Source organism: Novosphingobium chloroacetimidivorans (assembly GCF_014204535.1).
GTDB classification, from domain to species: Bacteria; Pseudomonadota; Alphaproteobacteria; order Sphingomonadales; family Sphingomonadaceae; genus Novosphingobium; species Novosphingobium chloroacetimidivorans.
The window spans coordinates 65,944-78,771 of the sequence record NZ_JACHLR010000001.1; the positions used below are offsets into that span (position 1 = coordinate 65,944).

Annotated in this window: 8 protein-coding genes; all 8 read left to right on the forward strand. The window is 65.6% G+C overall.

From position 1 onward, the window contains the following. Positions 1-44 precede the first annotated feature (44 nt). Entirely contained in the window at positions 45-1,967 is a 1,923-nt protein-coding gene (gene dnaK, locus HNO88_RS00300; RefSeq protein WP_184241631.1) for a molecular chaperone DnaK, read from the forward strand. A gap of 221 nt (positions 1,968-2,188) precedes the next feature. Next, positions 2,189-3,316 carry a molecular chaperone DnaJ gene (gene dnaJ / locus HNO88_RS00305; RefSeq protein WP_184241633.1) on the forward strand — a complete coding sequence of 376 codons (1,128 nt, stop codon included), beginning with the start codon at positions 2,189-2,191 and terminating at the stop codon, positions 3,314-3,316. Between the two features lie 190 nt (positions 3,317-3,506). Then, on the forward strand, positions 3,507-7,169 hold the full coding sequence (locus HNO88_RS00310; RefSeq protein ID WP_184241635.1) for an error-prone DNA polymerase: 3,663 nt from the start codon (positions 3,507-3,509) through the stop codon (positions 7,167-7,169). A gap of 59 nt (positions 7,170-7,228) precedes the next feature. Next, the gene (locus HNO88_RS00315) at positions 7,229-7,969 is read left to right on the forward strand and encodes an extensin-like domain-containing protein (protein ID WP_184241637.1); all 741 of its coding nucleotides are present in this window, start codon (positions 7,229-7,231) and stop codon (positions 7,967-7,969) included. A gap of 196 nt (positions 7,970-8,165) precedes the next feature. Then, the gene (locus HNO88_RS00320; RefSeq protein ID WP_184241638.1) at positions 8,166-8,900 is read left to right on the forward strand and encodes a response regulator transcription factor; all 735 of its coding nucleotides are present in this window, start codon (positions 8,166-8,168) and stop codon (positions 8,898-8,900) included. Then, positions 8,900-10,225, forward strand: a complete 1,326-nt coding sequence (locus tag HNO88_RS00325) for an ATP-binding protein (RefSeq protein WP_184241639.1) — start codon at positions 8,900-8,902, stop codon at positions 10,223-10,225. Before HNO88_RS00320 ends, HNO88_RS00325 begins: the two co-directional genes overlap by 1 nt. 156 nt (positions 10,226-10,381) lie before the next feature. Beyond that, complete coding sequence (locus HNO88_RS00330) at positions 10,382-11,071, forward strand: carbonic anhydrase (protein WP_184241640.1); 690 nt, start codon at positions 10,382-10,384, stop codon at positions 11,069-11,071. Further along, on the forward strand, positions 11,068-12,612 hold the full coding sequence (locus HNO88_RS00335; protein ID WP_184241641.1) for a SulP family inorganic anion transporter: 1,545 nt from the start codon (positions 11,068-11,070) through the stop codon (positions 12,610-12,612). Before HNO88_RS00330 ends, HNO88_RS00335 begins: the two co-directional genes overlap by 4 nt. The last annotated feature ends 216 nt before the right edge of the window (positions 12,613-12,828 follow it).

Consider the following 12,828-nt stretch of genomic DNA (forward strand, 5'->3'; position numbering starts at 1 on the left):
GGCGATCCGCGCGGTGTCTTCAATTGACGTGAGGAATGGGGATAATGGCTAAAGTAATCGGTATCGACCTTGGCACGACCAACAGCTGCATCGCGGTCATGGACGGCGGCAAGCCCAAGGTCATCGAGAATTCGGAAGGCGCGCGTACCACGCCTTCGATCGTCGCCTTCACCAAGGACGGCGAGCGCCTGATCGGCCAGCCGGCGAAGCGCCAGGCGGTCACGAACGGCGACAACACGATTTTCGCGGTGAAGCGCCTGATCGGCCGCCGCTTCGACGACCCGGTGACCAAGAAGGACACCGAGCTGGTCCCATACACCATCACGCGCGGCAAGAACGGCGACGCCTGGGTCAGCGCTGGGGGCGAGGACTACAGCCCGTCGCAGATCAGCGCCTTCATCCTGCAGAAGATGAAGGAAACCGCCGAGAGCTACCTGGGTGAGACGGTCACGCAGGCGGTGATAACCGTGCCCGCGTACTTCAACGACGCGCAGCGCCAGGCGACCAAGGACGCCGGCCAGATCGCGGGTCTTGAAGTGTTGCGCATCATCAACGAGCCGACCGCGGCCGCGCTGGCCTATGGCCTCGACAAGCAGGACGGCAAGACCATCGCGGTCTACGACCTTGGCGGCGGCACCTTCGACGTCTCGATCCTGGAGATCGGCGACGGCGTGTTCGAGGTGAAGAGCACCAACGGCGACACGTTCCTGGGTGGTGAGGACTTCGACACCAAGCTGGTCGAGTGGCTGGCCGACAAGTTCAAGGCCAAGGAGAACATGGATCTCCGCACCGACAAGCTGGCTCTGCAGCGCCTGAAGGAAGCGGCCGAGAAGGCCAAGATCGAGCTGTCCTCGACGGCGACGACCGAGGTCAACCTGCCCTTCATCACCGCGCGCATGGAAGGCGGCGCCACCACGCCGTTGCACCTGGTCGAAACTGTCACCCGCGCCGACCTCGAGAAGATGGTCGCCGATCTGATCCAGCGCACGCTCGATCCTTGCCGCAAGGCGCTGGCCGATGCCGGCATCTCGGCCAAGGAGATCGACGACGTCGTGCTCGTCGGCGGCATGACCCGCATGCCCAAGGTGCGCGATGCCGTGAAGGACTTCTTCGGCAAGGACCCGCACACCGGCGTGAACCCCGATGAGGTCGTCGCGATGGGTGCCGCGATCCAGGCCGGCGTCCTCCAGGGCGACGTCAAGGACGTGCTGCTGCTCGACGTGACCCCGCTGTCGCTGGGTATCGAGACGCTGGGCGGCATCATGACCAAGATGATCGACCGCAACACGACGATCCCGACCAAGAAGAGCCAGGTCTACTCGACCGCCGAGGACAACCAGCAGGCGGTGACGATCCGCGTGTTCCAGGGCGAGCGCGAGATGGCGGCGGACAACAAGATCCTCGGCCAGTTCGACCTGGTCGGCATTCCGCCGGCGCGTCGCGGCGTGCCGCAAATCGAAGTGACCTTCGACATCGACGCCAACGGCATCGTGAATGTCAGCGCCAAGGACAAGGGCACCGGCAAGGAGCAGCAGATCCGCATCCAGGCCTCGGGCGGTCTCTCGGACAGCGACATCGACCAGATGGTCCGCGATGCCGAGAAGTTCGCCGAAGAAGACAAGAAGCGCCGCGAAGGGGCCGAGGCGAAGAACAACGCCGACAGCCTCGTCCATGCGACCGAGCAGCAGCTGGCCGAGCATGGCGACAAGATCGACGCATCGCTGAAGTCCGAGATCGAGGCCGCGATCGCTGCGACCAAGACCGCGATCGAGAGCGGCGATACCGCCGAGATCACGGCCAAGTCGCAGGCGCTGACCGAAGTGGCGATGAAGCTGGGCCAGGCGATCTACGAGAAGGAGCAGGCCTCTGCTGCCTCGCCGGATGCCGACGCAGCGGCAGCGCGTGCCAGCGGCGACGATGACGTGGTCGACGCCGAGTTCTCGGAAGTCGACGAGAACAAGGGCTGATAACCTGATGAAAACCCTGGCCGCCGCTGGTGCATCGCGCGCCGGCGGCGGTTGGCGTTTCGGTGGGGTGAGCTAGGCAAATGGATCGTCATTGCGAGCGAAGCGAAGCAATCCAGGGCCGCGCCATGCCGCGATGGGTTGCTTCGTCGGCTTCGCCTCCTCGCAATGACGAGTGGAGTGCGGCGGCCTCGAACGGCAGCGGCACGGTTGGGTGAAGCGACGTGTCAGCAACTGAAATCGATTTCTACGAACTGCTCGAATGCGAGCGGACGGCAGACGACAAGACGCTCAAGTCCGCGTACCGGCGGCTCGCCATGAAGTGGCATCCGGACAAGAACCCGGGCGACAAGGAAGCGGAAACCCGCTTCAAGATGATCAGCGTCGCTTACGACTGCCTCAAGGACCCGCAGAAGCGCGCGGCTTACGACCGCTATGGCCATGCCGCGTTCCAGAACGGTGGCCCCGGCGGCGGGCAGGGTGGTGCTGACTTCGGCGACATCGGCGACATTTTCGAATCGATCTTCGGCCAGGCCTTCGGAGGCGGCGGACGCCAGCAGGCGCGTCGCGGCGCCGACTTGCGCTACGACATGGAGATCAGCCTCGAAGAGGCATTCCACGGCAAGAAGACCGAGATCGAGATCGAAGTCTCGGCCGCGTGCGAGCCGTGCCATGGCTCTGGCGCGGAGCCCGGCACCGGCGCGCGCCGGTGCACCATGTGCGGCGGCCACGGCAAGGTCCGCGCGCAGCAGGGCTTCTTCGTGGTCGAGCGCACTTGCCCGACCTGCCATGGCCGCGGCGAAGTGATCGAGAAGCCCTGCCGTGTCTGCCGGGGCGAGGGCCGGGTCGACAAGCCGCAGACGCTGGAAGTCGACATCCCGCCGGGCGTGGATTCCGGCACCCGCATCCGCCTTTCAGGCAAGGGCGAGGCTGGGCCGTTCGGCGCCCCTCCTGGCGACCTTTACATCTTCCTCCACGTCAAGCGGCACGCCGTGTTCGAGCGCGAGGGCACGACGCTGGTCACCCGGGTGCCGATCACCTTCACCACGGCGGCGCTGGGTGGTGATATCGAGATTCCGGGTATCGACGGCGAACGCCTCGCCGTGGATATCCCCGCCGGCATCCAATCGGGCAAGCAGCTGCGCAAGCGCGGCGCCGGCATGCCGGTGCTGCAGGGTCGCGGCCGCGGCGACATGGTGATCGAGATCTCGGTCGAAACACCGACCAAGCTCTCAGCGCGCCAGAAGGAACTCCTGCGCGAACTGCAGGAAACCGAAACCGGCGACGAATGCCCGGGATCGAAGGGCTTCTTCGAACGCATCAAGAGCGTCTGGGCCGGTCTGGCGGAGTAACGCGCCGTCCCGGGCTTGACCCGGGACCGGTTGCGGCAGTGACGAGCGTTAGCGGAGCATATGGGGACGACCCTGGCCGGCAAACTCGTAGTTAAACCCATGCTGTGGGAAACCTGCAGCTCTCCCACTATCCAGCAGGATCAATAGAACATATCAGGAACGATCATCCCCGCAGTTCCGTTGACCTCTCATGCCCGAAGCCCCACTCACCCCGGATCGCCGCCGGATCGACATCGATCCCGATACCGTCGAACCGCCCGAGCCTGCGCCATTCGTGGAACTGGGCATCGCCAGCTGCTTCTCGTTCCTGCGCGGCGCGTCGGATGCGGCGCAACTGGTCGAGCGTGCCTGGCAGCTGGGCTACGATGCCATCGGCATCGCGGACGTCAACTCCATGGCCGGCGTGGTGCGCGTCCATAGCCAGTGCAAGAACGTGAAGCTGCGACCCGTGATCGGCTGTCGGATCGAGACCGTCGAAGGGTTGGTGTTCCTGGCCTACTCACGGGATCGCGCCGCATATGGCCGCCTCTGTCGCTTGATTTCGGCAGGGCGCATGGGCACGCTCTCGGGCGAGTGGCAGGACAAGGGCATATGCGAGATATCGCTGCAGATGCTCGCCGATCATGCCGAAGGCGTGCACCTGATCCTGGTCCCTCCGCGCGATCTGAAATCGGAGTACGAGATCGCCATTCCCAGCAACGTCGTTGCTCTTTCCATCCTTGAAGAGGTTGAAGATAGAACTCTGACCCCGTTCAAGGCTGCCTGGCTGGACCTCGTTCCACACTTGACCGCACAGCTGCCGAGTATGCGCCATGTTGCCGCCTCCTACATTTACAGCGGAGACGATGTGGCCCGGATCGATGCGCTGGATGCGTTGGCCGGCCGAAACGCACTGACCATCCTTGCCACCAACGACGTGCTCTATCACGAGCCTACGCGCCGCCCCCTGCAGGACGTGATGACGGCGATCCGCCACAAGACTACCGTGGCCCAGGCGGGCTGGCTGCTTGAACCCAATGCCGAGCGGCACCTCAAGTCGCCGGAAGAGATGGCGCATCTGTTCGCACGCTGGCCGCATGCCATCGCCGCCGCACGGACGCTGGCGGATGACTGTGAGTTCAGTCTCGAGGATCTGAGATACGAGTATCCTGAAGAGATCTGCCCCACCGGCCTGGATCATCAAGCATACCTGGAACAGCTGACCTGGCTTGGCGCCAAGGACCGTTTTCCCAAGGGCATGCCGCAGCATGTGGAAGAGACGTTGGTCAGGGAACTGGCACTGATCGGCAGCAAGGAGCTGGCAAGGTATTTCCTGACGATCAAGGACATCGTCGATTTCGCCCGCAGCCAGGAGCCGCCGATCTTGTGCCAGGGCAGGGGATCGGCAGCGAACTCCGCGGTGTGCTACTGCCTGGGAATCACGTCGGTGAACCCTGCCGAACACGCCTTGTTGTTCGATCGCTTTATCTCAGAGGAGCGCAGCGAACCGCCTGATATCGACATCGACTTCGAGCATGAACGGCGCGAAGAAGTGATTCAGTACGTTTACAAGCGCTACTCGCGCGAGCGGGCAGGTTTGTGTGCCACGGTAATCCACTACCGCCCCCGCATGGCCATCCGCGAAGTGGGCAAGGCCATGGGCCTGACTCAGGACGTGACGGCAGCTTTGGCCCGGACGGTCTGGGGCGGCTGGGGCACGGAGATCGGCCAGAAGCACGTACAGGAAACGGGAATGGACGCTGGCGATCCGCATCTTAGACGCGTTCTCGCGCTGACCGAACAACTTATTGGAATGCCTCGCCATCTTAGTCAACATGTGGGTGGCTTCATCCTCACCCAGGGTCCTCTGACGGAGACAGTGCCGATCGGCAACGGGGCCATGCCCGAACGTACGTTCATCGAATGGGACAAGGACGATATCGACGAGCTTGGCATCCTCAAGGTCGACGTGCTGGCGCTCGGCATGCTGACCTGCATCCGCAAGTGCCTCGACTTGCTGGAGGACCACCACGACCGCAGCCTGACACTCGCCACGGTGCCGCGCGAGGACCCGGAAGTCTATGCGATGCTGCAGAAGGGAGATTCATTGGGCGTCTTCCAGGTGGAAAGCCGGGCGCAGATGAACATGCTGCCCAGATTGCGCCCGCGTGAGTTCTACGACCTTGTGATCCAGGTGGCTATCGTGCGGCCTGGGCCGATCCAGGGCGACATGGTCCATCCCTACCTGAAACGGCGACGTGGCGGGGAGGTGGTCCAGATTCCCGCACCATCTCCCGAGCATGGACCTCCGGATGAATTGACGTCAATCATCGGGCGCACGCTGGGCGTACCCATCTTCCAGGAACAGGCGATGAAGATCGCCCTGGATGCGGCCAAGTTCTCGAACAAGGAGGCGAACCAGCTCAGGAAGGCGATGGCGACGTTCCGGTCACGCGGCATGGTGGACGTGCTGCAGGAGCGGATGGTCGGCAGGATGATCGAGCGTGGCTACGATCCCGACTTTTCAGAGCGTTGCTTCAACCAGATCAAGGGCTTTGGCGAGTATGGGTTTCCCGAGAGCCATGCCGCCAGCTTCGCGCATCTGGTCTATGTCTCCAGTTGGCTGAAGTGCCACTTTCCGGCGGCCTTCGGGTGCGCGCTGCTGAACTCGCAGCCGATGGGCTTCTATGCGCCGGCGCAGATCGTGCGCGACGTTAAGGAGCATGGGGTCGCGGTGCTGCCGTCGGACGTGAACGGCAGCGATTGGGACTGTACGCTGGAGGATTTCGGTCCTCCCCGGCACGGGGAAGGGGACAATGCGCAGCATGGTGGTGGGAAGTCGCCGCAGTCGCCGTGCCTTGTCGAGAGTCCCCTCCACCACGCCGCTGCGCGTCGCGGTCCCCCTCCCCGTGCCGGGGAGGACAAGGGGCGCCTCGACAAGCACATCGCACTGCGATTGGGGCTGCGCCAGATCGACGGGTTTCCCGAGGCCGCCGCGGCGCGGATCGTCACCGCGCGCGCGGAAGGCGGTCCGTTCCGCGATGTCACCGATTTGCGCGAGCGGGCAGGGGTGTCGCCGGCGCTGATCGAGCGGCTGGCCGCGGCCGATGCATTCGGTTCGCTGGGACTTTCGCGGCGGCAGGCCTTGTGGGAGTCGCGCAGCCTGATCGCGGCGCCCGACCTGCCGCTGTTCGCCGCTGCGGCGGCGCGGGACGAGGGGGCCGAGAAGGCGCTCACCAAACTGCCGCGCATGCCGTTGAGCGAGGAGGTGGTCGCCGATTACCAGACCCAGCGCCTCAGCCTGAAGGCACATCCCATGGCGTTCCTGCGCGCGAACCTGGCCGATCGCGGCTTCGTACGGGCCTGCGATCTGCGCAGCCGCAAGTTCCGCTCGATGGTGCAGGTCGCGGGCGTGGTGCTGATCCGCCAGCGGCCGGGCAGCGCCAAGGGCGTGTGCTTCATCACTCTGGAGGACGAGACCGGCGTGGTGAATCTGGTGGTCTGGCCCGACCTCAAGGAAAAGCAGCGCCGCGTCGTCATGGGTGCGCGGCTGATGGAAGTGCGTGGCCGGGTCGAGTACGACGACGAGGTGATTCACGTCATCGCCGCGCACATGACCGATGCCACGCACGAATTGCACCGCCTGTCCGAGGATCTGCTGCCCGCCACGATCGCGCGCGCCGACCACTGCAACAATCCGCTGCCGAGCAAGTGGGGCCCTCGCGAGGATCTGCGCACGGGCAAGGATGACCCCTTCAAGCCGATCGAATACGACCAGTGGACGCCGCCCGGTCCCGGCAGTCGCGAGTGCGGGTTCCACCAAGGGCACCCGCGCGACGTGCGGGTCATCCCCAAGTCACGCGACTTCCACTGAGCGTGTCGCCCCATCGGCCATTCGCCGCAGCCAAACTCCCCATCGCGGATTGATCGCGCATGCGCTTTGCCCTCGATCGCTGGCTGCTCGCCGGACTGGTGCTGATCGCGGCGGTTGCCGGCGGTCGCGCCTGGCTGCGTGAGCATCCGTCCTATGATCCCTGGGCGCCGTTGCGCCTTGCCGATGCGCCGGGCGGATGGATGACCGACGGCAAGATCGCCAGCCTGCGCAGCGATCCCTCGGAGTGCCGCGCCTTCCTGCGCCGAAGCGGCATCGCCTTCACGCAGCTCGATCCGGTCGGAGAGGGATCGTGCCGCCGGGAGGACCGCCAGGTGCTTGCGGCCACCAATGCCGCACCGGGCGGTGCCACGCCCGGCCTCGCGCTGCGCCCGACGGGCGCACAGGCGACGTGCGCAGTCGACGCCGGGCTCGCGCGCTGGCTCCGCCACGGTGTCCAGCCTGCCGCCGAACGCATCCTGCGCACTCGAGTGGTCGCCCTGGAACACTATGGCACCAGCAACTGCCGTCGCATCGGTGGCGGCAGCAACGGCAACTGGAGCGAGCATGCCACCGGCAACGCGATCGACATCGCCGCTTTCGTGCTGGACGACGGCCGCCGCATCGTCGTGCGGCCGGATTGGGTGGGCGATGATGATGCCGCCGATTTCCTCCACCAGGCACGCGATGCCGCATGCCTTGAGTTCGGCACCGTGCTTTCGCCCGATTACAACGCCGCGCATGCCGATCACCTGCACCTCGACCAGGCGCGAAGGTCGTTCGCCGGCGGGGTCTGCCGCTAAACTCTTGTTAAGAAAGTCACGCCGGGCAATGTTTCGTCACGCCGATGTAGGGTTGCCGACACATCGGCTACGCAGGTTTGGCGCTCCTTACAATGAAGGGGCGGGCTCTTGGGCCGCACGACCCAGCCAATCTGCTTGGAACCTGGGCAGGGTGTGGCTAGAACCCTCCGCAGCGCCAAAGGCTTATTCACACGCGATGACTTCTCCGCAGACCATCCTCCTCGTCGAAGACGACGGCGCCTTGCGAACCCTTACTGCGCGTGCCTTGCGGCAAAGCGGCTTCCACGTCCTCACCGCCGCCACCGGCGCCGAGATGTGGATCACCCTGCGTGAGACCAGCGTCGACCTGATCGTGATGGACATCATGCTGCCGGGTACCAGCGGCCTGGACTTGTTCCGCCGTCTTCGGCGCGAGAGCGATATGCCGATCATCTTCGTCAGCGCGCGCAGCAGCGAGGAGGATCGCGTCCTGGGTCTGGAGCTGGGTGCCGACGACTACCTGGTCAAGCCGTTCAGCACGCGCGAGCTGGCGGCCCGGGTCAGCGCGGTCCTGCGCCGTGGCAACAACTCGCTGGACGGCGGCGCGGGTGAGGGCCTGCAGGAAGGTCGCGCGCCCGACACCATCACGTTCGATGGTTGGCAGGTTTCGCTCGCGCGGCGCGAGCTGCGATCCGCCAGCGGCGCCATCGTCGACCTGACGGGCGCCGAGTTCGACCTGCTGATCACCTTCCTGGGTTATCCGCAGCGGGTGCTCGGCCGCGAACGCCTGATGGAGCTTTCGCGTGCGCGTATCGGGGACAGTTCGGATCGCAGCATCGACGTGCTCGTCAGCCGCCTGCGCCGCAAGCTGCAGGCCGGCGGCTGCGAGCCACCGATCGTCACGGTTCGCGGCGTCGGGTACATGTTCAAGGCGGATGTGAAGCGCGGCTGATGGGGGGCAGGATCGTCGCTTTGATCCGGCGGCTCGGCTTGCCGGAGCGCCTGCTGGCGGTCCTGATCCTGGTCCTCATCGTCGATTTCGCTGCCAGCTCGTTCCTGTTCGAGCGGGTGAACGCCTTCGAACTTCGACGCGACGATGCCGAGCGCATTGCCGAGAACGTCGTCCTGGCGACCCGCACGCTGGAGCGCACGCCCAGGTCCGAACGGGTCCATGTGGCTGGAACGCTCAGCACCGGCCGGTTCCGGATGTCGCTGGTGCCGCCCGAGGCACGTGAACGCGGCTCGCTGGGCCTGGCCAACTTGCGCGCCCAGGTGGTGGAGATCGAGCCGGAGCTGGCACTGGGCGACATCGAACTGCACCTCGAAGGCCTGCCGGGCCGCGGCAACATCGGCGGCTCGATCCGCCTGGCCGACCGCAGTGTCCTGCGTTTCCACACGCACGCCAATGCCGCCTGGAAGCTGACGCTGGGCCGGGTGATCAGCCTCGTGCTGCCGACGCTGCTGCTGATCGCGCTTGGCTGGGTGCTGCTGCGCGCAACGCTCAAGCCCCTGCGCAGCCTGATCGTCGCGACGCGCCAGCTTGGCGCCGGGCCGCCCAATCCCGTGCCCGAGCGCGGTCCGGACGAGTTGCGCAGCCTCATCCGCGCGCTCAACGAAATGCAGGAGCGCATCCACCACTCGCTCGCCGATCGCACCCAGACGATGCTGGCGATCGGCCATGATCTCAAGACGCCACTCTCGCGGATGCGGCTGCGCCTCGATGACGAAAGCATCGATCCCGAGGTGCGGGACGGGCTGAACCACGACATCGACGAGATGCGCATGCTGCTGGAATCGATCCAGGCCTACGTCGAGAGCGACGGTCGATCGATCCAGGCCGAGCGCATCGACCTTGCCGTCATGGCCGAGACGCTGGTCGATGCCGCGTCCGATCATGGCGGCTTGGCACGCTATTCCGGGCTGCCGAGCCTGGAGATCGTCGCCCGACCGGTCGCGATCAGACGGGCACTCTCCAACCTCATCGAGAACGCGCTGCACTATGGCGGCAACGTGCACGTCCAGGTTCGTCGAGGGGGTGACGAAGCCGAGATCGTGATCGAGGACGACGGGCCGGGCATTCCGGAGGACCGCGTGGCAGAGGCGCTGCAGCCCTTCGTTCGGCTCGACACGGCACGAACGCGAGACACCGCCGGCATGGGTCTGGGTCTTGCCATCGTGCGCAAGTCCGTCAGGGCGGAAAACGGAACCCTCGAGCTGCGCAACCGCCCCGAAGGAGGCCTGCGAGCAACGATAAGGCTGCCGCTCCCATCCGCATAGGCCTCGATCGGGTGTGCCGTTCGCGCGCTCGCCGCCGCACCGCAGCAAAACTTCGTCACGTTAGCGCGTGGAGACGGACACCATAGCGCCGTACCTCGTGGTGCATGACGCGATCCATGCGGGTTGCGCGAGAATCCACAAAGAAGGGTATCGCACGTGAACGAGTTGATCGGCCGCGTCTTCAGCTTCGAGAAGACCACTTTCCCCGCCAGCAGCGAACTGTTCAAGAAGCTCACCACCCATGGGCAGGAGCCCAAGGCGCTGATGATTTCCTGCGCGGACTCGCGCATTGTCCCCGAGCAGATCATGCAGGCGGGCCCCGGCGACCTGTTCGTCTGCCGCAACGCCGGCAACATGGTTCCGCCTTATGCCACTCAGAACGGCGGCGTTACGTCGACTGTCGAGTACGCGGTGGTGGCGCTTGGCATCCGCGACATCATCGTCTGCGGTCACTCGGACTGCGGCGCGATGAAGGCGCTCAGCAATCCGGTCGGTCTGGATGCGATGCCCAACGTCGCTGCCTGGCTGAAGCATGGCAGCGCGGCCGAGAACGTGGTGAGCACCTGCCAGCCCAATCTCAAGGAAGGTGAGCGCGTGCGCGCGGTCAGCCTGGAGAACGTAAACGCACAGCTCAATCATCTGCGCACGCACCCTTCGGTCGCGGCTGCGATGGCGCGGGGTGAGCTGGCGCTGCATGGCTGGTTCGTCGACATCCATGCGGGCCAGGTGCTCGCGCTCGATGGCGAGACGGGCGAGTTCGTGCCGCTTCGCGAGGACCGCGAGCTGCCGGTCGCCATCCCGGCACGTGCGCGCTCCGGCTATGTGATGGCTGAGGCCGCGGAATGACACCCGCCCATACCAGCGGCACGGCCGAGGAGCGCACCGGGCCCTTCGCCCACCTGACGCGGGACTTCACGGCCTCGATCGTCGTGTTCCTGGTGGCAATGCCGCTGTGCATGGGCATCGCGATCGCCTCGGGCGTGCCGCCCGAGCGCGGCCTGGTGACGGGCATCATCGGCGGCATCGTCGTCGGTCTGCTTGCTGGGTCTCCGCTTCAGGTCAGCGGCCCGGCCGCCGGCCTTGCCGTCATCGTCTTCGAGTTCGTGCGCGAGCATGGCATCGAAGCGCTGGGCCCCGTGCTGCTGCTCGCCGGTGTGCTGCAGCTCGTGGCGGGATGGCTCAAGATGGGCGGGTTGTTCCGCGCCATCAGCCCGGCGGTGGTCCACGGCATGCTCGCCGGCATCGGCGCGCTGATCGTGATCGGCCAGTTCCACATCCTGTTCGACAAGAAGCCCATGTCTAGCGGCTTGCAGAACATGGCGGCGATGCCCGAGCGCGTGCTCGGGCTCAACTTCGCCGATGTGGCCGCAACCGAACTGGCGCTTGGCCTGGGCGTGCTGACGATCGTGGTCATGCTCGGCTGGGAGAAGCTGCGGCCCAAGTCGCTGTCGCTCGTTCCCGGCGCGCTCCTGGGCGTGCTGGCGGCGACCGCCGTTGCCTGGTCGATGGGGCTGGGCGTGGCGCGGATCGAGGTCCCCGCCTCGCTCGCTGCTGCCTTCGCTTTGCCGACGAGCTCCGCGTGGCTCGCGCCACTCGCCAACCCCGCGCTGCTGGTCGCCGCCGTGGCCATCGCGTTCATCGCCAGTGCCGAGACGCTTCTTTCGGCGGCGGCAGTGGATCGCATGCACGACGGCGTGCGCACCAACTACAACAAGGAACTGCGGGCGCAGGGCATCGGCAACTTCCTGTGCGGTGCCTTCGGTGCCCTGCCGATGACCGGCGTGATCGTCCGCAGCTCGGCCAACGTGCAGGCCGGTGCACGGACCCGACTTTCCGCCGTGCTGCACGGTGTGTGGATCCTCGGCTTCGTCGCGCTGTTGCCCTGGCTCCTGCGGGAAGTCCCGATGGCGGCCCTGGGCGGCGTGCTGGTCGTGACCGGCTGGCGGCTGGTCAGCCTCAAGCACGTGCAGCACCTGTTCAAGGCGCACGGTCCTTTGCCGGCGGTAATCTGGACGGTGACGTTCGTGCTGGTGGTGACCACAGACCTGTTGACCGGCGTGCTGGTCGGCCTCGCTCTTTCGCTGGTCGAAGTCCTGCCGCACATCCGCGACATCCGCTTGAAGGTGCACGAGCACGAAGACAACGGTGCGTACCGTGTCGAACTGGCGGGAGCCGCGACGTTCCTCGGTTTGACCAGGCTCAATGCGGTCCTGGAAAACCAGCCGGCGGATCGCTCCGTCCACCTGGACCTGGACAGGGTCAAGGCCATGGATCACACCACGGCGGAAACCTTGACCGAATGGATCAACCGTCGTCGCCACATTGGCCATAATGACCGGATCACGGGCCCGGCCGATGTCCTTCGACCACTTCCGGTCGCATCTTGAGTAACTTGGCCGGCGTACACCCTCACACCGCGGCTTGAACTCAGGGCGGGTCCACAGCGGCCCGCCTGATATTTTTGCAACACTCTTCGCAGATGCGAAGAACACGAGCCATTTGCCGCGTATTGCAATTGATCTGTGACTTGCGACGCTATAGAAATACTGCACTGCAGCGAAACGAGCCGGCCACGTAGCCATGGCTCGGCGCTGTAGCGCAGG

Coding starts and splice junctions, on each gene's coding strand:
- dnaK (WP_184241631.1), top strand. CDS start 45: ATGGCTAAAGTAATCGGTATCGACCTTGGCACGACCAACAGCTGCATC.
- HNO88_RS00315 (WP_184241637.1), top strand. CDS start 7,229: ATGCGCTTTGCCCTCGATCGCTGGCTGCTCGCCGGACTGGTGCTGATC.
- HNO88_RS00310 (WP_184241635.1), top strand. CDS start 3,507: ATGCCCGAAGCCCCACTCACCCCGGATCGCCGCCGGATCGACATCGAT.
- HNO88_RS00320 (WP_184241638.1), top strand. CDS start 8,166: ATGACTTCTCCGCAGACCATCCTCCTCGTCGAAGACGACGGCGCCTTG.
- HNO88_RS00325 (WP_184241639.1), top strand. CDS start 8,900: ATGGGGGGCAGGATCGTCGCTTTGATCCGGCGGCTCGGCTTGCCGGAG.
- HNO88_RS00335 (WP_184241641.1), top strand. CDS start 11,068: ATGACACCCGCCCATACCAGCGGCACGGCCGAGGAGCGCACCGGGCCC.